Below are 23,313 nucleotides of genomic sequence, written 5' to 3'. Positions count from 1 at the left end.
GGATTGATTGCAGAACTAAAAACACAGTCTTTCTAATTTTAATTACATATACATAGTTATGGAATGATTTTGTGTAGTGAAAAAGGATTAAGTCGTCTAAGAAAGTAATCAAAATTTCAAAGTTAGGTTGAAAATGATTATCATTTACATTTATAATGAATTTAAGATAAGAGAATAAGGGGAAAACGTTCAATGTCGATATTAAATTTTATTAAAAATAGAAGAACGATTAGAGATACAAAAAAGGATCCAATTAATATGGAAGAATTTATGGAGCTACTTGGGGCAGCATCTTATGCTCCTTTCCACAGTAAAGAAGAGCCTTGGCAATTTATTATGGTTTCAGAAGAGAAAGAAAAAGAATATTATGCTTCAAAAATTGTAGAAAGTTACGAAAGAATGGAATTAACTGAAACATATACAGTTGAGAAAATAAAAAAATCAACAGAATTCTTTAAAACGTATATCGTTGACACACCTTTGCACTTAATTATAACGACAGATCACTCAGTAAATGAAAAGAAAAATTTAGAAGCGATCGGAGCAACCTGTGCATTTGTACAAAATTTACAATTAGCAGCTTGGGAAAAAAATATTGGAATGGTTTGGCGTACAAACCCTTATATTTTTGATAAACAATTTTACAAAGAGATGGGCATACCAGAAAATCGAAAAATTTTAGGAGCTCTTCATATCGGTTATATCAATTCAATCCCAAAAGGAACAAAGAAAAGAAAACACCCAAGTGAATGGACTTCAAAGCTAAGTCAAAATATTTCACTTTAAAAACAAAAAAAGAGAGATCGAAACAATTTTTTCGTCTCTCTTTTTTGTATTAAATTAAAACACCTTAGTAGTCCAGTTTTCGCCATTCCATACGTCTGTTACTAAACCTTGGTAGAATTCAGGTTCGTGACAGATAATTAAAAGACTTCCTTTGTACTCTTTTAGTGCACGTTTTAGCTCTTCTTTAGCATCTACATCTAAATGGTTAGTAGGCTCATCGAGTACAAGTAAGTTTGTTTCTTGATTAATTAACTTACATAAACGAACTTTCGCCTTTTCTCCACCACTTAAAACTGCAACTTTACTCTCAATATGCTTTGTCGTTAAACCACATTTTGCAAGTGCTGAACGAACTTCATATTGTGTAAATGATGGAAATTCATCCCAAACTTCATCAATACATGTTTTATTATTATCACTTTTTACTTCTTGTTCGAAGTATCCAATGTGAAGGAATTCACCGCGTTCTACTTCACCAGAAATTGGTTTAATATCACCAAGTAAACTACGCATTAACGTCGTTTTACCGATACCGTTCGCACCAACTAAAGCAATTTTCTGTCCACGTTCCATACGTAGATTTAAAGGTTTAGATAGAGGCTCGTCATAACCAATTACTAAATCTTTTGCTTCAAATATTAATTTACCTGAAGTACGAGCTGGTTTGAAGTTGAATTCTGGTTTTGGCTTTTCACGTGCAAGCTCAATTACATCCATTTTATCAAGTTTCTTTTGGCGAGACATAGCCATATTACGTGTAGAAACACGCGCTTTATTACGTGCAACGAAATCTTTTAGTTCAGAGATTTCTTGTTGTTGACGTTTATATGCTGATTCTAATTGTGATTTTTTCATTTCATAAATTCCTTTGAAATTATCATAATCACCAACATAACGATTTAATTCTTGGTTTTCCATATGGTAAATCAAGTTAATAACACTATTTAAAAACGGAATATCATGTGAAATTAAAATAAAAGCATTTTCATACTCTTGTAAATAACGCTTTAACCATTCAATATGCTGCTCATCTAAATAGTTAGTAGGCTCATCGAGTAATAAGATATCTGGTTTTTCTAAAAGAAGTTTTGATAGAAGAACCTTTGAACGTTGACCACCAGAAAGTTCAGTTACATCTCGATCTAGTCCGATCTCATCTAAACCTAAACCACGACCAATTTCCTCAACTTTAGCATCAATGATATAGAAATCATTATTTGTTAAAGTATCTTGAAGAACACCAACATCTTCAAGCATTTTTTCCATTTCTTCTGGAGTTGCATCAGCCATTTTTACATATAATTCATTAATTTCATTTTCCATATCAAACATATATTGGAAAGCACTTTTTAATACGTCACGAATTGTCATACCTGGCTGCAATACAGCATGCTGATCTAAATAACCTACACGTACTTTTTTAGACCATTCAACCTTACCTTCATCAGGCTGTAATTTTCCAGTAACGATATTCATGAAAGTTGATTTACCTTCACCATTTGCACCAATAAGACCGATATGTTCACCTTTTAATAGACGGAAAGATACATCATTAAAAATTGCACGATCACCGAATCCATGGCTTAAGTTTTTAACAGTTAAAATACTCATAGATCGACACCTTTTCTTTATTTTTCATATAATAATGTTCTTATTGAAAGAACGGAATTTAAACAGTCACCATCTAATTATAGTCTGCAACCGGGGATGTGTTCAACATTAAATTAAGGGGGGAAGGGTTAGACCCGAATTAAAATAGTAGACCTTATAAAAAAAAGGAAAAAAAAACATATCCCCCTACTATGCCTATCCCCATATTTTTGTATTTACTGTATAATTCAGAAGTGTAACAGTTAAAAATTGGGTTTTGAAGGCGTATAAATACTTAAATAGCCGTACCCTACTATTTTAGAGGAGGAAATTAAATGTTTGGTAAAGTTGCTGCAGATATGCTTGGTTTAAGTGATGTAGGTAGTGTTATTGAACCGAAAAATTATGACAAAGTTGATTCTGACGATTATGTAATGCATGAAGATAATGAAAAAATTTATTTCTTAATTAAATCAAAATCAGATGAGTATTGCTTTACGAATAAGGCTTTAATTCATTTAGACGGTACAAGTGCAATCAGTAAGAAACGTACACTTCATCGTTATAATTATCACACTCATAAAATCACACATGTTTTACTTGAAACAGCTGGTACAATTGATTTAGATGTTGAAATTAAGTTCAATATGGGTGGTAGAGAGTTTTCGATTGATGTTCATAAAAAACATATTGAACAAGTTAAGGACCTTTATAAAGCATTACTAATGATTGCTGAAATTAGTCATGAAAATGAAAAATCACTTGGATATGCTAAAGAAAGCATCGAAATTGCTTCTACTACATTAGGTCGCGTAACGTCAAATGAAAATAATGTAGTGAACAGTTTTAAAGAAATTAATGAAGCTGCTTTTGAATGGTTAATGAAATCTAGAGAGCAATACAAAGTGAAAGATTTCGGATCAGTTTTTGAGAAATATATTAATAATTAATTATGTAAGAGGTCTCATAAGTTAAATTGCTTATGAGGCTTTTTTTTATATCGGTTAACTTCTTTAGATTAAGGATTTATGAGTAAGGGAAAAAGGAAAAGGACTCATGAGGGGTTCTGACAAAAAATCAATCATAAACAAAGAAAACTCGCAAGGGATAGTATGATCTTGTGAGTTTTCTTTGTTTAAAGATTATATTTAATTAAAACTTCTTCTTTTTGACGATTTAATATAGTGGCATCTGGACAGCGTTTTTTTATTTCTTGTAAAAAACTGTCTTCATCTTTTGGAAGAGATAGTAAAGCATATCCGTATTTTTTATATTCAATTTTTAAACGTTTGAAGGTCCATGCAGGTGATGAAATTGGATTATTGGAGAAATTAATTGTTTTGATTTCACTATATGGAATTGTAATTGTTATGAATCCGAATTTTGATTTGAATTCATTGTCGGTTAATTCATGGTATGTTTTGAATAAAGCGTATACTAGGGTAATTAATATTGGAAATAAAAAGACAAAGGCTACTAAGCTTATGATGATTCCTGTGCGATCGGCTTCAATAAAGCTAACGATGGGAACTGAAAAAATAATGGGTATTAAGCTCAGAATTAGGGCGACTAAAAGAGGATTTTTCTTCACCTTAAATTTCATGGCGATACCTTTACCTATCCTAATATTTGATTTAAATGGTGCTTCATATGGTCAATATAGTCAGTAAATAACCAACTTAGTGTAACAGCCTCTTCATTTTGACTAATATATTGTAGTTTCCATTGGTCTTCTGACATGTTTGATAGCACATTTATGAAACGAGAATTTAAAGCAGTCCATAATGAAAGTATTTCTTCAATGGTATAGCTATTTTGATAATCATTTAGCTCTACCCATGAATTTTGTTTATAAAGCTCAAGAACGAGTTCATCATTAGAAGACAATCGATCTATAAATCTTTTATGATTCATAGTTGCAGAATCGCAAAGATGTCCAAGTATTTCTTTTTTAGACCATTTTGTAAGACTTGGTTTAAAGTCTGTATTTGATAAGGCTCTAATGATTTTTGGTACTGATTGGATTAGACTACTAAATTCGTTTATTAAATTATTCATCTAAGTATTCCTCCTTCGTTTCTACATATTATGGATATGTTTAAACATTTTTCTTTATGAGTCTTTAGACAAGCCATAGGTGAATAGGTTATTAGTAGGACAATCTTGGAGGTGGCTTGATGTTAATCTTTTTACTTTATGTCGGATTGTTAGTTGGTGTGTTAGCAGTTTATAAAGATGCCATTTTGCGGGATGTTAGTAATCTTGGGTTTCAAATGATCGGTTATTATGTACTAGCATCTTTACCTTTTAGGTTATTTTGGTTACCGATCCCTTTTGGATTTTTGATCTGTTTATTTTTATTATCTAAACCGATGCTTCGCTATAAAAAACAAAAACAAGTTGCTAGCTTATTAGGATTCATTGTATTTATAGTAGATGCTGTATTCTAAATGAATGTTTAGAATACAGCTTTTTTGATGTTTTCGTAACTTTTCGTAGGAAGCGAGATGATATCAAGCCTCCGTAACTCTCATTTTTTAGCAATCTTTAATGCTTTCTCAGTATTAGCAAAATGTAATTTCGTTAAATTTCGTAAAGCTTCAAAACCTTTGGATTTAATTAGTTTTGCAGCAGCTTGATCAACTTTTGCTCCAGCGCCTTTTGGTAAAGACATTCCAGCTTGTTCGCTTAATTGATCCATTTGCTGTAGGAAAGCATAGCGGGCTAAAATCGAAGAAACTGCAACTGAGAGATGCAAACCTTCTGCTTTAGTAGCAAATTGAACTTTATCACGAATAACTTCTTTAGTCCCTTTTAAATAGTTGTAATACAGATTTGGAGGAGTAAATTGATCAATTAAGATGGCGTCATATTTTTTATCTCCCAATTTTGAAATCGTATTTCGAATTGCTTGATTATGTAGTAACGCCTTTAGTTTATTCATATTATAGCCTTTTTCTTGCATTGAATTGTATTTCTCATTGTTGAGTACTAATAGGCTGTAAGTTACGACATGAACAATTTTTTTTGCTATGCTGCATATGGCATCGTCAGTTAATTCTTTGGAATCTTTTACGCCTAATTCTTTTAATAATTCGAATTGACTTGGTTCTACAAAAGAAGCTACTACAGTCATTGGACCAAAGTAGTCGCCTGTACCAACTTCATCACTACCGATCACTGCAAGACTTGAAAAGTTTTTTGGTAAAGTTGAATTCGTATTGGTAGGGTTTGCTTTTTTAGTAGTTTGGCTAGCCGATTTTCCTTGCCATTTACTTACTTCGGCATCACTATTGGAGCCTTGAAACATTACTTTACCTGATTTATATGCTGTGATTGTACAGCCATTTGGTTTGGCCATAAATACTCCACCTTGTGGTACTTTTGATTGAAGGCTACTTTGGTAGTGTTCTTTCATCTTTAAGAGAGTATCCTCAGAAACTGTTATTACAGTGTTTGACATAAATTTCTCCTTTAAATGGATATTTTCCAATACTTTTGTTTGTATTGAATTTCATGTTATAGTTAAGGTTAGAATGTTTAAGAGCTGAATGGAGGTATGAAGTTGTCCAATTCTTCATCGAAACAAAAACTAAATGTAACTATTTATGGGCAACATTATGCAATTACTGGTGACGAGTCAACAGATCATATTCGCCATGTTGCCTCAATTGTAGATGATAAAATGAAAGAAATAAATAAAAAAAATCCATTATTAGATACTAATAAATTAGCTGTATTGACAGCATTAAATATTGTAAGTGATTATGTGAAATTAAAAGAAAGAGCTAATATGCTCGAAAAATTATTAGAAAAACAAACGAAAAGTGAGCAGGAAAAGAATGATTGATTTAATTATACTTATTATTTTTATTTTAGGAATTTTTACAGGTTGGAAAAGAGGATTTATTAGCAGCCTTGTTCGATTACTAGGTTTTTTACTATCCTTATACTTAGCTTATCATTATTATGAGCAGACCGCTACTTCGCTAAAGAAAATATTGCCAATTCATATAAGCGGTGGTCAGGTCGTAAATCCAGAGCAGTTTGTCTATGAAATAATCGCTTTTGCTTTGTTATTTATTGGGACAAGACTAGTCATTTCATTTATTGGTTCGTTATTAAATGGAGTTTTCCAATTACCTGTTCTAAAGCAGATGAACTCCTTATTAGGTGGGATTTTTGGTTTTATAGAAGTCTATTTATTTTCGGTTTTGGCTCTTTTTATCGCTTTAATCATACCAATCGATTCACTTCATGTTTTATTACATAAATCAAATATTGCGTATCTTATGGTCCAACATACACCATTTATATCAAATCAACTAATGGAATTATGGAACGGATTTTCTAGTTCTGAAATACTATAATCGAGTTTAGTGAAAAACAATTTTTATGTTAAGTAGGTGACTTAAAATGCACAAAAAAGAGTTAATTAAACTGTTAGAACAAATTGCTACTTATTTAGAACTAAAAGGTGAAAATGCTTTTAAAATATCAGCATTTCGTAAAGCGGCAAATGCATTAGAAACAGATGAAAGAAGTCTTGAACAAATCGACGACTTTACTGCCATAAAAGGAATCGGAAAAGGGACTTCTGCAGTAATTTTAGAATATATTGAAACTGGTAAAAGTACGGTATTGGAGGAACTTCAAGAGTCATTACCTAAAACTTTACTTCCTTTACTTAGACTACCAGGATTAGGTGGAAAAAAAGTAGCTAAGCTATATCAATTATTACAAATTGAGAGCATGGAGCAGTTAAAAGAAGCATGCTTAAATGGTAAGTTACAAGGATTAGCTGGATTCGGTAAAAAGACAGAGAAAAATATTTTAGAATCAATCGAGGAGTTTGGTAAGCAGCCTGAACGCTTGCCATTAGCAGATGTACTACCGATTGCTGATAAAATTGAAGCTTATTTAGCAGAAATGAAGTATGTCGAGAAGTATTCAAGAGCTGGAAGCTTACGACGAGTACGTGAAACGGTTAAAGATTTAGACTTCATTGTTGCGTCTACTAATCCGGAAAGTATTAAAGAACAATTACTTTCGATGCCAGAAATTGTTCGAATAATTGCACAGGGAGATACTAAAGTTTCTCTTGTTTTAAAAGGTGTTGAGTATGAGATTTCAGTTGATTTCCGAATTATTCAACCAAAGGAGTTTGCTACAACTTTGCATCATTTTACTGGTTCAAAGGATCATAATGTAGCTATGCGCCAATTGGCTAAAGAGCGTGATGAAAAAATTAGTGAGTACGGTGTTGAAAATGTTAATACTGGAGAAGTTTTAACTTTTGAAAATGAAGAAGATTTTTATGCCCATTTTAATTTACCTTGTTTTCCACCTGAAATTCGAGAGGATGGGAAGGAAGTTTCAACTTTTACAAACGATTATCCATTAATTCGTTTAGAAGATATGAAATCTGATTTGCATATGCACTCTACTTGGAGTGATGGTGGGTATTCAATCGAAGAAATGGCAGATGCATGTCGTGCTAAAGGATATAAATATATTGTCATCACAGATCATTCTCAATATTTAAAGGTTGCGAATGGTTTAACTCCTGAGCGCTTATGGAAACAAAAAGAAGAAATTCAACGTGTAAACGAAAAATACACTGATTTTACAATTCTACATGGGGTAGAAATGGATATTTTACCTGATGGTTCCCTAGATTATGAAGATGATGTTTTACGTTCACTTGATTTTGTTATCGCATCAATTCATTCCAGCTTTAGTCAAGATGAAGAGACAATCATGATGCGTTTAAAAAATGCAATGAGAAATCCATATGTTAGCATGATTGGACATCCAACAGGGCGAAAAATTGGCAGAAGAGCTGGGTATAAAGTAAATGCTGAAGAATTAATTTCTGTAGCAAAAGAAACAGGTACAATTTTAGAATTAAATGCAAATCCAAATCGGTTAGATTTAAATAAAGAAATGTTAATGATGGCACAGGAAGCTGGTGTCATGCTATCAATTAATACTGATGCACATAATATTGATATGCTAGAGCATATGACGGTTGGGGTTAGTGCGGCCAAGAAGGCTTGGTTAAAAAGAGAAAATATTGTAAATACATTTGAATTACACGAACTTTTAAGTTTGATTGAAAGGAAACGTAATCGAGTGTAAGGAGGTTACGGGGTATGCAACGTACATTAAGAGTTTTAGAGTACGATAAAATAAAAGAACAATTACTTAAACACGCTTCATCTTCACTAGGTAAGGAACGTATTAAAAACCTTTTACCGAGTACTAGTTATGATGAAGTTGTCGAACTACATGAATCAACTGACGAAGCAGTAAAAGTTATTCGACTACGAGGAAATGTACCTCTTGGTGGATTATCAGATATCAGAATGCAAGTAAAAAGGGCAGATATCGGTGGAATGCTATCTCCTTCTGAGCTAATTGCGATTTCAGGTGTTACATATGCTGGTCGTCAAATGATTCGTTTTATTGAAGGCTTAATTGAGAGTGAAGTAGAAATTCCATATTTAGAATCATTAAGTGAACAAATCATCCCTTTACTAGAATTAGATAAAAATATAAAGGCAGCAATTGGTGATAACGGAGAAGTATTAGATGACGCTAGTGTGACGCTTCGAACGATCCGTGGACAAGTTCGAACAGCTGAAGCTCGAATTCGTGAAAAATTAGAGAGTTTAACTAGAGGTGCTAATGCACAAAAAATGTTATCAGATTCAATTGTAACGATTCGTAATGATCGCTTCGTTATTCCAGTAAAACAAGAATATCGACATGTTTATGGTGGGATTGTTCATGATCAATCTTCTTCTGGGCAAACATTATTTATTGAGCCACAAGCTGTTGTTACATTAAACAATAGTTTACAAGAAGCAAAAGTAAAAGAGGAGCAAGAGATCGAGAAAATTTTAATGGCTTTAACAGGTTTAGTAGCGGAAGCTTCAGCGGATTTATTGCAGAATGTTGAAATTTTAGCTGAAATGGATTTCTTATTTGCAAAAGCTAATTACTCACATTCAATTAAGGCAAGTAAACCAATTTTAAATAATGATCGATATTTTAAATTAAAAAAAGCACGTCATCCTCTAATTCCAAGAGATATAGTAGTAGCTAATGATATTGAATTAGGTAAGGATTTTACGACGATTGTCATTACTGGTCCAAATACGGGTGGTAAGACGGTTACTTTAAAAACGATTGGTATTTGTGTTTTAATGGCACAATCTGGTTTACAAATTCCTGCTTTAGACGGTTCAGAAATTTGTGTGTTCGACCAAATTTTCGCCGATATTGGGGATGAGCAATCAATCGAACAGAGCTTAAGTACATTCTCTTCTCATATGGTGAATATTGTAGATATACTAAAACACGTTAATCATAGTAGTCTTGTATTATTTGATGAATTAGGAGCTGGAACTGACCCACAGGAAGGTGCGGCTTTAGCAATCTCAATTTTAGACGAGGTAAGTGAATACGGTGCAAGAGTAGTAGCAACAACGCATTATCCTGAATTAAAAGCATATAGTTACAATCGAGAGCACGTTATGAATGCTAGTGTTGAATTTGATGTAGAAACATTAAGTCCTACTTATCGACTTTTAATTGGTGTTCCAGGTAGAAGTAATGCATTTGAGATTTCTAGAAGACTAGGACTTTCAAATCGTGTAATCGAAAAAGCAAGAAATCATGTAAGTGAAGAAAGTAATGAAGTTGAAAATATGATTGCATCTTTAGAAACGAGTAGAAAAGGTGCCGAAACAGAGTGGAAAGAAGCAGAAGATTTCCGTAAAGAATCGGAGCGTGTTTTCAAAGATTTACAAAAGCAAATGATGGAATTTTATGAGCACCGTGATGAATTATATCGTGGAGCACAGGAAGAAGCGAAAAAGCGTGTCAGAGTAGCACAACAAGAAGCTGAGGAAATTATTAAAGAGCTTAGAGAGTTAAAGAATAGTCAATTAGCTTCGATTAAAGATCATGAATTAATTGAAGCAAGAACCCGTTTGGAAGGGGCAATACCTTATGCTCCAAAGAAAACAATTCCACAGCCAGCTCAAAAGAAACAAAGAAAGCTTCGTGAAGGTGACGAAGTAAAAGTGATTAGCTTTAATCAAAAAGGTACATTACTTGAACAAGTTAGTGAAGGTGAATGGCAAGTTCAGCTCGGGATTATTAAAATGAAAGTTAAAGAAAAAGATATCGAATATGTAAGTTCACCTAAAGAAGTAAAAGAACGAACGGTTACATCTGTAAAAGGTAAGGATTTTCATGTGAATCTTGAACTGGATCTTAGAGGTGAAAGATATGAAGATGCCCTAATTCGTGTTGAAAAATATATCGATGATGCATTATTAGCCGGCTATCCTCGAATTAATATTATTCATGGAAAAGGAACTGGTGCATTAAGACAAGGGGTACAGGAATACTTAAAAAAACATAGAGCAGTTAAATCCTATCGATACGGTGCAGCGTCCGAGGGTGGAATAGGTGTTACTGTTGTCGATTTAAAATAAGGTTATAGGGGTTCTAAGATGGAAAAGTTGGCAAAAATATTATTTGCGGTTTGTGCAGTATTTTTAATTTGGGGCATTTTGTATGTAACAGTTATTAAATAAAGTAAATGAGACTAGCATCATTAGTGTATTTCTATTAATTTATGTAGACGTTAAAGGTCTTACATAACAATAATACTAGAAAACATAACTTGAGTTAGTCTCTTTTTAATTAGAAAGGTGAATTGGCTTGAAGAAAATCATTTTAGCATTAGTCATCTTTGTTATTGTCTTTGTTGGATTTAATGGTTTTCAACATAAACACCAAAAGAAGATAAATGATGTAAGTAAAGATATTATTGTACAAAGAGATGTACGTTACACAAATCTTGCCCAAGTTCCACAAACCTTTGATATATACCGATCTAAAAATTCACACGGTCCATCACCTACGTTAATATTTGTTCATGGTGGATCTTGGAGATATGGAAGTAAAGCGTTAAATAAACGTTGGAGCACGATTTTTAATGAAGTAGTAAAAGATGGATATATAGCAATTAGTATAGACTATACACTGTATTCGAAAGAAAATTACTCGTATAATATACCAGTTAGTGACGTGAAAACAGCAATCGAATTTATTTACAAAAATTCAACTGAATTAGGAATTGATCGTACTAAAATCGGGCTCGCTGGTGCTTCTGCTGGTGGACATTTAGCTTTATTAACTGGTTTGCAGCCCGATATACAAAGCAAAATAAAATATATTATTGCTTGGTATCCAATTACAGACTTAACGACTATGAATCAATCTACTTCTTCAAGAAGTTCAGAAATCGTCGATAAATATATGAATAGTTCTGTTGATCAAATGACAGATGAGTATAATCGGATGAGTCCTATTCAATATGTAGAAAAGACAAAAGTGCCAATCTTTATCGTACATGGCACAGGAGATCAGCTTGTTCCGTTCAGTCAATCTGAGCGATTTGCTAAAAAAAATCCAAAAATGGTTACGTTGATTGCACTTAAAAATGGAAACCATGGATTTACAAATCTTTCGATACAAAAATCCACCAATGATACGATAAATTATTTAAAGGCAAGATTAAAAAAGTAGGGAGGATCAATGAATCAAATTAATAAAATTCAATTTCTAGCTAAAGAGCATTGGAATCTATTGTTACTAGCTGACCCATCAAAAGAAATGGTAGATAAATATATTCAAAAGAGTAATCTATATGAAGTACTAGATGATAATATAATCGTCGGTATATTAGTATTAATGGAGCATTCAAGTGAAGAGATTGAAATTAAAAATATTGCAATTGATCCTGCTTTCCAAGGAAAAGGATTTGGAAAAAATTTAATCCACTTTGGTATGAAAGAAGCTAAAAAACTTGGCTATTCAAAAATTTCGATCTGTACCGGTAACTCAAGTACGCATCAATTAGCCTTATATAAAAATTGCGGATTTCAAATCAGTACTGTTTTTTATGACTTTTTTATTGATCATTATGATGAAGAAATTTGGGAAAATGGCATACAGTGTAAGGATTTAATCAAGCTAGAACAATATTTATAAAACAAGCTACCTAGGAAGTCTTAGGTAGCTTTTTGTTATTTATTATACGGTTTAACATACATCACGTAAGTATTGCGGTCTTGATCAACTTCATTTGAAGTTTGCTCATATATTTGATGATTTATTGTAATATAAGTTGATTGGAGCCAAGAAAGTAGATCTAATTCATCTCCACTCTCATAGAAATGAATTTCATCAAAAGAATCGACATCTCTAATTTCAATGCCTAACGGTCTGTTTAAATGGTAAAAAGGAGTATTTTCCATATCTGATTCAATTACTTCAATTACATATCGATCTTCCTCGATATAAGAGCCTCTATTCTCGTATACGAAACCATTTAAAATAAAGTAATCACAATATCTTCTTGTAAAGATTTGGACCTTTGATAAAAATGGAAAATGATAGATAGGTCGTGTAAATTCCCCATCAATTAATCGATATTCAAGAACAAAAATAGTATCTGTATTAAACATTGTTCAAACTCCTTTAGTCATACTGTATACATTAGTATATAACACAGTTTTGGATAGAAATGTATTTATTTCTAAATTCACTTAGGTGAATTAAAAACATAAAAAATTAATTGGAAAAAGAACAAATTCCTCAGCTGAAAAAAGGGGTACTGGTAGTGGAGATTCGGGAAGTTAGTTTTTAAGATAACGGGAATAAGAGGGATAGCTAATGCTGATTTGTATATACATTAAGAGAGGGATTAGTTTAGTATAGAATAGAATAATACAATACTCGAAAGGAGATCCCAATGTCAAAAACATCATTATTAATGAAAAAAGTTAGTATCGCACTAACGAGTGGATTGGCAGTGAGTACATTAGCTGGCTGTGGTACTCAAAATGCTGATCGACCAGATAAGCCGAACAATGACGATTGTCGTGATTGGGAGTTTGATGATGACGAAGGTGTTTGGGTTTGTGATGATGATACTAGTCATTACTATCATAGCTATTATCATGGCGGAATATTTTATCCAACAAGAAATGCACTTCATCGTAGTAGTTCTTATAAGAGCTATAAATCTTCTAGAAAATATGCAGGGCATACTTCGTCCTCAAGTAAAAGTGGTTTTGGAAAAGGTTCATCTGGAGGATTTGGTGGTTAATAATGGATATTGTGAATTTACAGAATCATAGACGAAAACGAAAAGAAGTATATCAAAAACTTCCGGATTTTTGGGCGGATTTACAAGATTCATATTATGCTTTATTAGACTTTTATCCATTGACTGAAAGTGAAGTTGATGAAGTTCATTCTATTACTGAACAAATTGGAAAAATCTATGATAAGACTGCTCGATTAATGAGACAGTTACCTGATGATATTCTATATATGCTTGGTTATTCAAAGGAAATCGTGCCTTTTTTACGTCATAAAACGATTGAAAGTGAAGGAATCATTAGAAGAATTGACCTTGTTTGTACAGCGGATGGTTGGAAACATTATGAATGCAATAGTGACACGCCAACTTTTATTATGGAAACCCATCATGTTAATGGTTACATTACGGATTATTTTAATTTAAAGAATCCTAATGCTGATAGTGAAATGAAACTTTCTCACGTCATAAATGATGTTGTTAATAAAAGCATAAAAGGATTGGATGAACCAATTATTGTTTTTACAGCACATGGAGATCATGAAGAGGATTGGAAAACAGTTAAATATATTCAATCTCTATATAAGGGGAAGAGTCAATTAATTTCGTTAGAGGATTTACAGATTATTGAAAACGATGGACTTTACACTCCTAAAGGGGAGAAAATACACATTCTTTATCGTCAAACCTATCCAATTGAACACCTAGAGCTTGATCAGTCCACAGATGGAACAAAAATTGGCCTGGCCCTTTTAGAACTTGTTAAAGACGGTAAATTGATTATTTTCAATCCATTATCAGCATTCTTACTACAGTCCAAAGCTGTTCAAGCATTAATTTGGAATTTACATATCGAAAAGTCAGATGTTTTTACTATCGAAGAACATGATGTAATTAAGCAACATTTTCTACCTACATTTTTAGAGCCAGATTTCTTTATTGAACACAATATTCCATATGTAGTAAAACCTGCATTTGGCCGTGAAGGAGATTCAATTAAGATTATTAACGGGGAGCAAAGTCAAACTAGCAAACAAAATAACTATCATGATCAAGTGATGGTATTTCAACAATATTCACCTTTACCTATTAGAAAAGTTATGACTCCTGATGGAATGTTAGATTTGCATGTATTAATTGGTAGTTTTTTAATTAAAGAAGAATACGGTGCAATTGGTGTACGTGCCGGTAATATTATTACTGGAAACGAAAGTTGTTTTTTACCAGTAGGAATCGTTGAAGAACATAATTAATTAGTAAGGAGATGAGAATAAATGGAAAGTATTGTTAGTACGTTGATGTATTTAGGATCGGGACTTATTCTTTTATTTATTGGATTTTTAGCTTTCACTTTTACGACAAAGATGAGTGAACAAAAATTAATTTTAGATGATGGCAATATTGCCGTTGCATTGAAATTAGCGGGAAAATTAGTAGGATTAGCAATTGTTATTATGTCATCTGCAAAGTATTCAGTTAACTATGGTGATTTCATTATATGGAGCTTAATTGGTATTATAGCTCAAATGGTTACTTATTGGATTGCAGAATTTGTATTATTTCCGAAAATATCGTTCGCGAAAAAAGTTGAAGAAGGAAATATTGCAGTAGCTGCTTTATTGTTTACTTTAAGTGTAACAGTAGGTTTATTAATTTCAGGTAGTATTTCATATTAATAAAAAAATGAGAATGCTAGATCAGTATTCTCATTTTTTCATTGTGATCTATAATTGTAAAATAAATTGACAAACAAATTACGATTTTTACCTTTCATTAAAATTCTATTAAATGTATGCTTAATGTATAGGAAAATTTAGGTATTTTTTTACTTAAAACTTCGAAAAGGAGGAAGAGCGTTGACTTTAGAAATAAAACAGCTATCTAAAAATTTTGGAGAAACGATTGCCGTTAACGAATTGTCATTGACTTTGCCTACAGGAAGAGTACTAGGTTTATTAGGTAGAAATGGAGCAGGCAAAACGACCACTATTAAAATGTTATTAGGTCTTCTTACACCTACAAAAGGAGAAATAACCTGGAAAGGGAGCCCTTTTGATTCAGATAAAGTTAAGATAGGGTATTTACCTGAAGAAAGAGGATTATTTACGAAAAGCAAGGTTGTTGATCAGCTTAAATATTTCGGTAAATTAGAAGGTATGTCTAATAAAGAGGTTGATGTTGCTATAACATATTGGCTAGACCGATTAGAAATACCGCATTATCGAAATAAAAAAGCAGGAGAACTTTCAAAAGGTAACCAACAAAAAATTCAACTTATCGTAACTTTATTACATAACCCTGAGTTGATTATTCTAGATGAGCCATTCAGTGGTCTAGATCCAGTTAATGCGGAGTTAATGGCTTCAATTATTACCGAACAAATTCAGAAAGGGAAAACGGTTATATTATCAAGCCACCGTATGGATCAAGTGGAAGCTTTTTGTGAGCATGTTTGTATACTTAAGAACGGTAACGTAGTCGCAGAAGGTAGTTTAAATAGATTAAAAGAGGATTATGGGTATAGAAATTTAATCTTAGAAGATCTAACATCGATTAAACAAATACTCGATTCAAATCATGTCAGTTATGAACAAAAGCAATTAGGAATTTACGTAAAGGTAAAAAGTGATGAGGAAGCTTTTTCGATTTTAAATCGTATTAAGTCAGACTTGGGTTCTATAAAGAAGTTCCAATTATTAGAGCCTACACTAAATGATATCTTTATAGAGAGGGCGAAATAAATGAAGAAGTTTAGTACTGTCTTTTTCTTTCATTTACGTGAAGGTCTTTTGGCAAAAGCAACGTTGATTATGAGTGTTATTTTATTTTTATTAGTCGTTGGAGTATTTGGAGTACAAAAATATTTTGCAGGTACAGAAAAGAGTAATAAGGATGATAAAGATAAAATTGTTTTAATCAATCATTCGAAAAATTATTCGGTAGATATTGCTAGTTTAAACAAAACAATTAAATCCGCAAAAATTGAGCAGAGCGATGGATCAAAAGAAAAAGAATTTAAAAATCAGGTTGAAGATGGATCAAAAGATGGACTGATTATTCTATCAGAAAAGAACAATGTCCCGTCAATTCAATATACATATAAAAAGTTTTCAAATAGTGAAGTGCTCTCAGTAATGAATATGACTTTACAGCAAGATTACTTAAATAAAACTGCCCAAGATTTAAAGCTATCGCCTGAATCAGCAACAAAGTTATTACAAAAAGTAGAAGTAAATGAAAATGTTCTAGAAGATCCGATGGCTACATTTGGAATAGCTTACTTTTTTGGTTTTTTACTATATATGTTTCTATTAATTTATGGAAATTCAATCGCAACTGGAATTGTTGCCGAAAAGTCTTCTAGAGTAATGGAAGTATTACTACCTAAAGTAAGTCCTGTTGTGACTTTATATGGAAGGGTTATTGCAGTATTTTTTGTAGCATGTGCACAACTTGTTGTATTAGGATTAGGTTTTCTATTTGCCAATTTATTAGGCTGGGTGAACTCTGATGCAATATCATTTTTTGGAATGAAAATCGATTTAGAGGCATTAGATACTACAACAATCATTGCATTTGTAGTTTATTTCTTATTAGGTTATTTACTTTATGGATTACTATACGCTGCAATTGGATCAGTAGTTTCAAGAACAGAAGAGCTCCAAATGGTTCTAATGCCAATTACTATTTTAGTTATAGCGGCATTCTTTATTAGTATTAATGCATTAGTAAATCCTGATGGTACATTTGTCCAAATTAGCTCATATATTCCGTTTTTTGCGCCACTTGTAGCATTTTCTAGATTTGTAAGTGGGGAAATGAATTTGGTAGAAATAAGTGCTAGTATATTAATTTTAATCGTTTCAATAATGATTTTAACTCGTGTTGCTAGCCGTATTTATGTTAATGGAGTAATGTATTACAGTGAAAAGGTAAAATGGAAAGATGTAGCTAGATTATTAAAAAGACAATAAAAAAGTAGATCTCAAAAGTCAAATTGCTGACTTTTTGAGATCTATTTTTTTGTTTGTGTTAAGGTATTGGAATAACACTTAAATAGGCAACTAAAGTTATTGATAACTATTTGTATTGGCACTATTTTTCATGAAAATCCCTATTATTAACAGAATGAGTCCAATAACAAATATGATTGGGTACAATACCCACATCAACATCGCTGCCCAGCCATTTCCTTCGATAATAGCGTACGTTATTCCAATGGCAAATGACAAAAATGGCCCAATGGCTACCATATTTGCGATACCCCATATGATGTATTTTCTTTTTTTAGATTGTCCTTTCGTAAAAATGTGAGCAAGAGCTGCACCAATTATGGCGATCAAGATTGCTATAACAATTGCCAAATGAAGTCACTCCCCTATATGCAGTCTAGTTTGTTGACTGATCTTGTGGAATTTTATCAATTAAACAAGTGTATGCATCTTGAATTCTCTTTGTTAATTCTCCGCGCTTTCCTAAACCAATTGAATAAGTTTTTTCATCAATTATAACGGAAGTAACAGGTAAGATATCAGAAACTGATGCTGTTGTAAAAGCTTCATCTGCATTTAAAAGTTCGTCAATTGAGAATGGAATCTCTTTTACTTCGATTCTTTCTTTTTTTGCAATTTCAAGTACTACTTTTCGGGTAATGCCATTTAGAATTAAGTGATTGGCAGGGTGGGTGAATAAAGTAGAGTTTTTTACGATAAATACGTTTGTTGCTGACCCTTCTGTTATGATCCCATCTCTATGCAAAATTGCTTCTTTCGCTCCTTTAGCATATGCCTCGTTTTTTACTAAAACACTACCTAATAGGTTTAAACTTTTTATATCACAGCGGAGCCATCGAATATCATTCGTTAAATAAGCAGTGATTCCTTTTTCCATTTGCTTTAATGGTCGATGATCTTCTCTTACTGTATAAGCAATAAGTTGTGGCTTTAAATTAGCTTCGTCTTGGTAAATATGATTGCGGTTCATTACACCTCTACTAATTTGGATATAAACATATCCATTATCATAATCACAAGTATTCATTAAATAAACTAAATCACTTTCAAGTTTTTTTAAGTGCATTTTAAATGGTATTAATATTTTTTCACAGCTTTCCTTTAAGCGAATTAAATGTGCATCAAGTTCAAAATATGACTTATTGAAAAAACGAATAACCTCATAAACGCCATCTCCAAATTGATAACCTCGATCTAAAATATTTACATTTGCAGATTTTAAATCGACAATACGATTGTTTAAAAGAACTTTTGTTTTCATATAATCCCCACCTTCTGTTATCTTTTTTAGTCTGCTCGATTAAAAGTTTCATCTAGTCTGGACTTTAAAATTATGAACTTTGTAAACATTGCTAATTATGATACATTCAATATATCACAAATTTATTAAATATTTTGTAAAAAGGAGAGAGACAATGAATTTATTAATTTTAGGAGCTAGCGGACTAGTTGGGAAGGCTTTAATAAAAGAATTTTCACCTGATTATGACGTTTATGGGACGTTTAATCAAACAAAATTGAATTTGAAAAATGATCATCAATTACAATGGGATATTAATGATATTGAGAAAATTTTGGTCTGGATTGATCGTATATGCCCAGATGTAATTGTTTCTTGTTTACGTGGTGATTTTAATGTTCAATTTGAGGCACATGCTAGAATAATAGAAAAAATAAAATCAACTTCAATGAAATTTTTATTTTGTTCTACAACAAATGTTTTTGATGGAGAAGTTTCAAAGCATCATGCTGAAAATGATCTACCTGCTGCTGAATCAGATTATGGACAATTTAAAATAAAATGTGAAGAATTAATTATGAATGAGATTGGCGATAACGGGATCGTTTTAAGGTTACCGATGGTTTGGGGAAAACAATCACCAAGATTAAATGAATTAAAGGAGAAAATAGAAAAAGATCAAGAAATTGAAGCATATGACAATATTTTTTTAAATCATGCAATTGACACAGGAATTGCAAAGCAAGTAAGAACAATTATTGAAAATGATTTAAAAGGGATATTCCATCTTGCAACAAACGATATAGACACACAATATTCATTTATTTTTAAACTTGTAAAAAGATTATCAAATAAGGGGAAAGTTAAATCTCTTACGTTAGAAAACTTTGAAGAATACAATTTTGGATTACTGACTAGCCGTACCGATTTATCACCTAATTTTTACTATGATAGCGATGAAGTAATTGACCAATTAGTTCGATAAATACCAATAAAATTAAAAAAACACTAATGATTAAATATTCTTAATATTTTGATTGTATAGCTGAAATTTGTAACATATACTAATTTTAGTACGAACATACTTTTAAAATACTGGTGGTGAATGGTATGGAGGAACCAAGATTAAGGCCTTGGGTGAGTCAGTATCCAAAGCAAATACCAGCTACAATAGACGCACAGTTTGATTTATTACCAACATATTTAAAGCAAACAGCTTCAAAATATCCAGCAAAGAAAGCGCTTAATTTCCTTGGGAAATCGATGACCTTTAATGAAATTTATATTCAGTCATTAAGGTTTGCCAATTTTTTAAGGAATTTAGGAATTAAAAAAGGTGATCGGGTTGCAATTATGCTTCCTAATTGTCCTCAAGCGGTGATCGCTTATTATGGGATACTTTTTGCTGAAGCAATTATCGTCCAAACAAATCCGCTATATACTGAGCGTGAACTTGAATATCAAATGAATGATAGTGGTGCAACCGCTATTATTTGTTTAGATTTATTAATTAATAGAGTATACGAAGTAAAAAAATCTACTAATCTTCAACATATTTTTGTTACTTCCATTAAGGACTATTTACCGTTTTTTAAAAAGCTTTTATATCCTTATTCAAAACAGCCAAAGGCACCTGAAATTCCTAATGATCATTCGATTCATCAATTTAGTTTTATTATGCAAATATCTGCACCAATCGAACAAGATCTTTCAAGTAGCAGTGTAGAAGATGTAGCCATACTTCAATATACAGGAGGAACTACAGGATTTCCTAAAGGTGTAATGCTTACACATAAAAATTTAGCATCGAATACGTTAATGGCGGAAAAATGGTTATATAAAAGTAAGAAGGGTCAAGAAAAGATTTTGACTGTATTACCATTTTTTCACGTATATGGCATGACAACATGTATGAACTTATCAATCATGTGTGCGTATGAAATGATTATTGTTCCAAGATTTGATGCAACCCAAATGCTTAAAGCGATAAATAAATATCGACCTACATTGTTCCCAGGTGCACCAACGATGTATATTGCATTATTAAATCATCCGGAATTAAAGAATTACGATATTTCAAGTATTCATGCTTGCTTAAGTGGTTCTGCAGCATTACCTGTCGAAGTGCAAGAACAATTTGAAAAGGTGACAGGTGGAAAATTAGTAGAGGGATATGGTTTATCAGAAGCTTCTCCAGTTACACATAGTAATTTCTTATGGGATAAGCGAGTAACGGGTAGCATTGGAGTCCCTTGGCCAAGTACAGATGCTAAAATTGTATCACTAGAAACTGACGAGGAATTACCTTATCGTGAAATTGGTGAAGTAATCGTTTCTGGACCACAAGTAATGAAGGGGTATTGGAATCGTCCAGAAGAAACTGCAGGGACATTAAAGGATGGCTGGTTATATACAGGTGATTTAGGTTATATGGATGAAGAAGGTTTCTTTTATATCGTTGACCGTAAGAAAGATATGATCAATGCAGGAGGGTTTAACGTTTACCCTAGAGATATTGAGGAAGTATTATATGAACATGAGGCTATTAAAGAAGCAGTGGTAGTTGGAATTCCTGATTCATATCGTGGAGAAACAGTTAAAGCTTACATTGTATTAAAAGAAGGAAAATCAGTGACTGAGACTGAACTAGATGACTTTTGTCGGAAATATTTAGCAGCTTATAAAGTTCCGAGATTTTATGAATTTAGAAGTGAATTGCCAAAGACAATGATTGGTAAAATTTTAAGAAGAACATTACTTGAAGAAGAAAAACTAAAAAGTATGAAACCGAATGATTCTGATGAAAATTTGATCTAGTAATAGATGGGGGATGATGACATAAGCATCCCTCTTTCTACTTCGAAGTGATATAAAAACTATGTTAAAATAAATTTTAAGATTGATTAGAAAAGAAACCTAATAAAATAGTATGAAAGTACAAAGGTTAAAAATAGTCGGGTTATAAAATCTTTTACAAAGAGATTATCTACATAAAAAAATATTACAGGACAATTGACAATTTTCTGATAAATCTGTATTATAAGAATATGAATGATTATTCATTCACTGTTAGAAGGAGTAAATAAAAATGAAAAGAGATAAACCAAAATATAAACAAATAATTGATGCTGCAGTTGTTGTCATTGCTGAAAATGGTTATCATCAGGCGCAGGTTTCTAAAATTGCAAAACAGGCTGGTGTAGCTGACGGAACAATTTATTTGTATTTTAAAAATAAAGAATCCATCTTAATTTCACTGTTTGAAGAGAAGATGGGAAATTTTACTGAAAAAATTCGTGAAAAAATAGAAGGTAAACCGGACGCGATATCGAAATTATTAATGTTGGTAAAAACTCACTTTTATGAAATGTCTAAAGATTCACATTTAGCAATCGTTATGCAATTAGAAGTAAGACAAACAAATATTGACCTTAGATTAAGAATAAATGAGGTACTGAAAGAGTATTTACATATCATTGATTCCATTTTAAATGAAGGGATCAATAGTGGTTTGTTCGACAAACAATTGGATATTCGAACAGCTAGACAAATGATCTTCGGCACGATTGATGAAGTGATGACACATTGGGTAATGACAGGTCAAAAACAGGACTTAGAGTCAAAAGCCGATAAAGTTCACCAACTATTAATAAGAGGATGCGGGTACCAAAATTAACGTTCTAGTACATTTTGAAAAATAGGGAGGAATAGATGTGAGTTTAATTCAATGTAAAATATCCGATGGTATTGCATTATTAACAATTCAAAATCCACCAGCAAATGCAATGTCTTCGGTTGTTTTTGCTGATTTAGTTAAGCGTTTAGATGAATTGGAAACTAACAATGATGTAAGCGTTTTAGTTGTTCATGGTGAAGGCAGATTTTTCTCTGCAGGTGCAGATATTAAAGAATTTACTTCTTTCAAAAATGCTGAAGATGCAGCAGCTGTTGCAAGAAGAGGTCAATTAGTATTTGATCGCGTTGAAAATTATTCTAAGCCAATCATCGCAGCAATTCACGGAGCTGCACTAGGTGGCGGATTAGAATTTGCAATGAGCTGTCATATTCGAGTAGTTGCAGATAACGCAAAACTTGGTTTACCTGAATTAAACTTAGGAATTATTCCTGGTTTTGCTGGCACACAACGATTACCACGTTATGTAGGTAAAGATAAAGCTTTAGTTATGCTTGCCACTTCTGAACCAATTTCTGGTGTTGAAGCTGGGAAAATTGGATTAGCTACAATTGTAGTGCCAGAAGAAACATTATTAGACGAAGCAAATGCATTAGCAGCTAAAATTGCGAATAAAAGTATGCAATCAATTCAATATATTCTACAACTACTATCTTCTACTAGAACGCCTTCATATCATGAAGCGGTAGAAGAAGAGTCAAAATTATTTGGCGAGATTTTTACAACTGAAAATGCAAAAGAGGGTATTTCAGCATTTTTAGAAAAAAGAAAACCAGTGTTTAATAAATAAGTAGTTTAATAT

25 protein-coding genes are annotated in these 23,313 nt (G+C 32.2%); 18 read left to right on the top strand and 7 right to left on the bottom strand.

Features of this window, described 5'->3' with window-relative positions; genetic code table 11:
• The first annotated feature begins 192 nt into the window (after window positions 1-192).
• Entirely contained in the window at window positions 193-786 is a 594-nt protein-coding gene (locus CN925_RS20185) for a nitroreductase family protein (RefSeq protein ID WP_098848596.1), read from the top strand.
• A gap of 54 nt (window positions 787-840) precedes the next feature.
• Here CN925_RS20185 and CN925_RS20180 read toward each other — a convergent pair whose 3' ends face one another.
• Window positions 841-2,397 carry an ABC-F family ATP-binding cassette domain-containing protein gene (locus CN925_RS20180; protein ID WP_098848595.1) on the bottom strand — a complete coding sequence of 519 codons (1,557 nt, stop codon included), beginning with the start codon at window positions 2,395-2,397 and terminating at the stop codon, window positions 841-843.
• Window positions 2,398-2,711: 314 nt separating this feature from the next.
• Here CN925_RS20180 and CN925_RS20175 point away from each other — a divergent pair, with 314 nt between their 5' ends.
• Window positions 2,712-3,326 carry a PH domain-containing protein gene (locus CN925_RS20175; RefSeq protein WP_098848594.1) on the top strand — a complete coding sequence of 205 codons (615 nt, stop codon included), beginning with the start codon at window positions 2,712-2,714 and terminating at the stop codon, window positions 3,324-3,326.
• Between the two features lie 185 nt (window positions 3,327-3,511).
• Here the strand turns inward: CN925_RS20175 and CN925_RS20170 are convergent, their stop codons facing one another.
• Together CN925_RS20170 and CN925_RS20165 are read right to left on the bottom strand one after the other, a co-directional pair.
• Entirely contained in the window at window positions 3,512-3,979 is a 468-nt protein-coding gene (locus CN925_RS20170) for a PH domain-containing protein (RefSeq protein ID WP_098848593.1), read from the bottom strand.
• Window positions 3,980-3,993: 14 nt separating this feature from the next.
• The gene (locus tag CN925_RS20165; protein ID WP_098848592.1) at window positions 3,994-4,434 is read right to left on the bottom strand and encodes a DinB family protein; all 441 of its coding nucleotides are present in this window, start codon (window positions 4,432-4,434) and stop codon (window positions 3,994-3,996) included.
• 119 nt (window positions 4,435-4,553) lie between these two features.
• On the opposite strand from CN925_RS20165, the gene CN925_RS20160 reads away from it, so the two are divergent.
• Window positions 4,554-4,826 (top strand): hypothetical protein, encoded by a 273-nt coding sequence (locus tag CN925_RS20160; RefSeq protein WP_098848591.1) that lies wholly within the window; start codon window positions 4,554-4,556, stop codon window positions 4,824-4,826.
• Between the two features lie 80 nt (window positions 4,827-4,906).
• Here the strand turns inward: CN925_RS20160 and rnhC are convergent, their stop codons facing one another.
• Window positions 4,907-5,839 carry a ribonuclease HIII gene (gene rnhC, locus CN925_RS20155; RefSeq protein WP_098848590.1) on the bottom strand — a complete coding sequence of 311 codons (933 nt, stop codon included), beginning with the start codon at window positions 5,837-5,839 and terminating at the stop codon, window positions 4,907-4,909.
• Window positions 5,840-5,935: 96 nt separating this feature from the next.
• Between rnhC and zapA the strand changes: the two genes are divergently transcribed.
• The 6 genes from zapA to CN925_RS20125 all read left to right on the top strand — a co-directional run bounded on the left by zapA (window position 5,936) and on the right by CN925_RS20125 (window position 12,450).
• Window positions 5,936-6,226, top strand: coding sequence for a cell division protein ZapA (gene zapA, locus CN925_RS20150; protein ID WP_098848589.1), 291 nt, complete (start codon window positions 5,936-5,938; stop codon window positions 6,224-6,226).
• Window positions 6,219-6,746, top strand: a complete 528-nt coding sequence (locus tag CN925_RS20145; RefSeq protein WP_098848588.1) for a CvpA family protein — start codon at window positions 6,219-6,221, stop codon at window positions 6,744-6,746. The genes zapA and CN925_RS20145 overlap by 8 nt, the downstream gene beginning before the upstream one ends.
• A 46-nt stretch (window positions 6,747-6,792) precedes the next feature.
• A complete protein-coding gene (polX, locus tag CN925_RS20140) occupies window positions 6,793-8,517 on the top strand; it encodes a DNA polymerase/3'-5' exonuclease PolX (protein ID WP_098848587.1) in 1,725 nt (574 codons plus the stop codon).
• A 14-nt stretch (window positions 8,518-8,531) separates the two neighbouring features.
• A complete protein-coding gene (locus CN925_RS20135; RefSeq protein ID WP_098848586.1) occupies window positions 8,532-10,886 on the top strand; it encodes an endonuclease MutS2 in 2,355 nt (784 codons plus the stop codon).
• Between the two features lie 229 nt (window positions 10,887-11,115).
• Window positions 11,116-11,985 (top strand): alpha/beta hydrolase, encoded by an 870-nt coding sequence (locus CN925_RS20130; RefSeq protein ID WP_180233031.1) that lies wholly within the window; start codon window positions 11,116-11,118, stop codon window positions 11,983-11,985.
• Window positions 11,986-11,994: 9 nt separating this feature from the next.
• Window positions 11,995-12,450 (top strand): GNAT family N-acetyltransferase, encoded by a 456-nt coding sequence (locus CN925_RS20125; protein WP_098848584.1) that lies wholly within the window; start codon window positions 11,995-11,997, stop codon window positions 12,448-12,450.
• A gap of 35 nt (window positions 12,451-12,485) precedes the next feature.
• Here the strand turns inward: CN925_RS20125 and CN925_RS20120 are convergent, their stop codons facing one another.
• The gene (locus tag CN925_RS20120) at window positions 12,486-12,926 is read right to left on the bottom strand and encodes a hypothetical protein (RefSeq protein ID WP_098848583.1); all 441 of its coding nucleotides are present in this window, start codon (window positions 12,924-12,926) and stop codon (window positions 12,486-12,488) included.
• A 287-nt stretch (window positions 12,927-13,213) separates the two neighbouring features.
• Here CN925_RS20120 and CN925_RS20115 point away from each other — a divergent pair, with 287 nt between their 5' ends.
• The 5 genes from CN925_RS20115 to CN925_RS20095 all read left to right on the top strand — a co-directional run bounded on the left by CN925_RS20115 (window position 13,214) and on the right by CN925_RS20095 (window position 17,538).
• On the top strand, window positions 13,214-13,570 hold the full coding sequence (locus CN925_RS20115) for a hypothetical protein (RefSeq protein WP_098848582.1): 357 nt from the start codon (window positions 13,214-13,216) through the stop codon (window positions 13,568-13,570).
• 2 nt (window positions 13,571-13,572) lie between these two features.
• Window positions 13,573-14,817 carry a glutathionylspermidine synthase family protein gene (locus tag CN925_RS20110; RefSeq protein WP_098848581.1) on the top strand — a complete coding sequence of 415 codons (1,245 nt, stop codon included), beginning with the start codon at window positions 13,573-13,575 and terminating at the stop codon, window positions 14,815-14,817.
• Between the two features lie 21 nt (window positions 14,818-14,838).
• Complete coding sequence (locus CN925_RS20105) at window positions 14,839-15,240, top strand: DUF350 domain-containing protein (RefSeq protein WP_098848580.1); 402 nt, start codon at window positions 14,839-14,841, stop codon at window positions 15,238-15,240.
• 180 nt (window positions 15,241-15,420) lie between these two features.
• A complete protein-coding gene (locus CN925_RS20100; RefSeq protein WP_098848579.1) occupies window positions 15,421-16,305 on the top strand; it encodes an ABC transporter ATP-binding protein in 885 nt (294 codons plus the stop codon).
• Window positions 16,306-17,538 (top strand): ABC transporter permease, encoded by a 1,233-nt coding sequence (locus tag CN925_RS20095; protein WP_098848578.1) that lies wholly within the window; start codon window positions 16,306-16,308, stop codon window positions 17,536-17,538.
• Window positions 17,539-17,634: 96 nt separating this feature from the next.
• Here the strand turns inward: CN925_RS20095 and CN925_RS20090 are convergent, their stop codons facing one another.
• On the bottom strand, window positions 17,635-17,928 hold the full coding sequence (locus tag CN925_RS20090; RefSeq protein WP_098848577.1) for a hypothetical protein: 294 nt from the start codon (window positions 17,926-17,928) through the stop codon (window positions 17,635-17,637).
• A gap of 25 nt (window positions 17,929-17,953) precedes the next feature.
• On the bottom strand, window positions 17,954-18,838 hold the full coding sequence (gene dat, locus CN925_RS20085; RefSeq protein WP_098848576.1) for a D-amino-acid transaminase: 885 nt from the start codon (window positions 18,836-18,838) through the stop codon (window positions 17,954-17,956).
• Between the two features lie 154 nt (window positions 18,839-18,992).
• Here dat and CN925_RS20080 point away from each other — a divergent pair, with 154 nt between their 5' ends.
• From CN925_RS20080 to CN925_RS20065, 4 genes are all read left to right on the top strand, one after another.
• Entirely contained in the window at window positions 18,993-19,802 is an 810-nt protein-coding gene (locus tag CN925_RS20080; protein WP_180233030.1) for a sugar nucleotide-binding protein, read from the top strand.
• Between the two features lie 125 nt (window positions 19,803-19,927).
• Window positions 19,928-21,634 carry an AMP-binding protein gene (locus CN925_RS20075; protein WP_098848574.1) on the top strand — a complete coding sequence of 569 codons (1,707 nt, stop codon included), beginning with the start codon at window positions 19,928-19,930 and terminating at the stop codon, window positions 21,632-21,634.
• A gap of 271 nt (window positions 21,635-21,905) precedes the next feature.
• Complete coding sequence (locus CN925_RS20070) at window positions 21,906-22,493, top strand: fatty acid metabolism transcriptional regulator FadR (protein ID WP_056472373.1); 588 nt, start codon at window positions 21,906-21,908, stop codon at window positions 22,491-22,493.
• Window positions 22,494-22,530: 37 nt separating this feature from the next.
• Entirely contained in the window at window positions 22,531-23,301 is a 771-nt protein-coding gene (locus tag CN925_RS20065; protein ID WP_286138547.1) for an enoyl-CoA hydratase, read from the top strand.
• Window positions 23,302-23,313: the final 12 nt, after the last annotated feature.

The organism is Bacillus sp. AFS055030, assembly GCF_002574545.1.
Taxonomy (GTDB): Bacteria; Bacillota; Bacilli; order Bacillales; family Bacillaceae_G; genus Gottfriedia.
The sequence above is the reverse complement of the archived record's forward strand: the minus strand, read 5'-3'. Positions and strand labels throughout refer to the sequence as shown.

What these genes read in the sequence shown, in the direction of transcription:
- dat (WP_098848576.1), bottom strand. Translation starts at nt 18,838, where the DNA reads ATGAAAACAAAAGTTCTTTTAAACAATCGTATTGTCGATTTAAAATCT.
- zapA (WP_098848589.1), top strand. Translation starts at nt 5,936, where the DNA reads ATGAAGTTGTCCAATTCTTCATCGAAACAAAAACTAAATGTAACTATT.
- CN925_RS20170 (WP_098848593.1), bottom strand. Translation starts at nt 3,979, where the DNA reads ATGAAATTTAAGGTGAAGAAAAATCCTCTTTTAGTCGCCCTAATTCTG.
- CN925_RS20095 (WP_098848578.1), top strand. Translation starts at nt 16,306, where the DNA reads ATGAAGAAGTTTAGTACTGTCTTTTTCTTTCATTTACGTGAAGGTCTT.
- CN925_RS20115 (WP_098848582.1), top strand. Translation starts at nt 13,214, where the DNA reads ATGTCAAAAACATCATTATTAATGAAAAAAGTTAGTATCGCACTAACG.
- CN925_RS20125 (WP_098848584.1), top strand. Translation starts at nt 11,995, where the DNA reads ATGAATCAAATTAATAAAATTCAATTTCTAGCTAAAGAGCATTGGAAT.
- CN925_RS20145 (WP_098848588.1), top strand. Translation starts at nt 6,219, where the DNA reads ATGATTGATTTAATTATACTTATTATTTTTATTTTAGGAATTTTTACA.
- CN925_RS20105 (WP_098848580.1), top strand. Translation starts at nt 14,839, where the DNA reads ATGGAAAGTATTGTTAGTACGTTGATGTATTTAGGATCGGGACTTATT.
- polX (WP_098848587.1), top strand. Translation starts at nt 6,793, where the DNA reads ATGCACAAAAAAGAGTTAATTAAACTGTTAGAACAAATTGCTACTTAT.
- CN925_RS20165 (WP_098848592.1), bottom strand. Translation starts at nt 4,434, where the DNA reads ATGAATAATTTAATAAACGAATTTAGTAGTCTAATCCAATCAGTACCA.
- rnhC (WP_098848590.1), bottom strand. Translation starts at nt 5,839, where the DNA reads ATGTCAAACACTGTAATAACAGTTTCTGAGGATACTCTCTTAAAGATG.
- CN925_RS20070 (WP_056472373.1), top strand. Translation starts at nt 21,906, where the DNA reads ATGAAAAGAGATAAACCAAAATATAAACAAATAATTGATGCTGCAGTT.
- CN925_RS20075 (WP_098848574.1), top strand. Translation starts at nt 19,928, where the DNA reads ATGGAGGAACCAAGATTAAGGCCTTGGGTGAGTCAGTATCCAAAGCAA.
- CN925_RS20080 (WP_180233030.1), top strand. Translation starts at nt 18,993, where the DNA reads ATGAATTTATTAATTTTAGGAGCTAGCGGACTAGTTGGGAAGGCTTTA.
- CN925_RS20160 (WP_098848591.1), top strand. Translation starts at nt 4,554, where the DNA reads ATGTTAATCTTTTTACTTTATGTCGGATTGTTAGTTGGTGTGTTAGCA.
- CN925_RS20110 (WP_098848581.1), top strand. Translation starts at nt 13,573, where the DNA reads ATGGATATTGTGAATTTACAGAATCATAGACGAAAACGAAAAGAAGTA.
- CN925_RS20185 (WP_098848596.1), top strand. Translation starts at nt 193, where the DNA reads ATGTCGATATTAAATTTTATTAAAAATAGAAGAACGATTAGAGATACA.
- CN925_RS20180 (WP_098848595.1), bottom strand. Translation starts at nt 2,397, where the DNA reads ATGAGTATTTTAACTGTTAAAAACTTAAGCCATGGATTCGGTGATCGT.
- CN925_RS20175 (WP_098848594.1), top strand. Translation starts at nt 2,712, where the DNA reads ATGTTTGGTAAAGTTGCTGCAGATATGCTTGGTTTAAGTGATGTAGGT.
- CN925_RS20135 (WP_098848586.1), top strand. Translation starts at nt 8,532, where the DNA reads ATGCAACGTACATTAAGAGTTTTAGAGTACGATAAAATAAAAGAACAA.
- CN925_RS20120 (WP_098848583.1), bottom strand. Translation starts at nt 12,926, where the DNA reads ATGTTTAATACAGATACTATTTTTGTTCTTGAATATCGATTAATTGAT.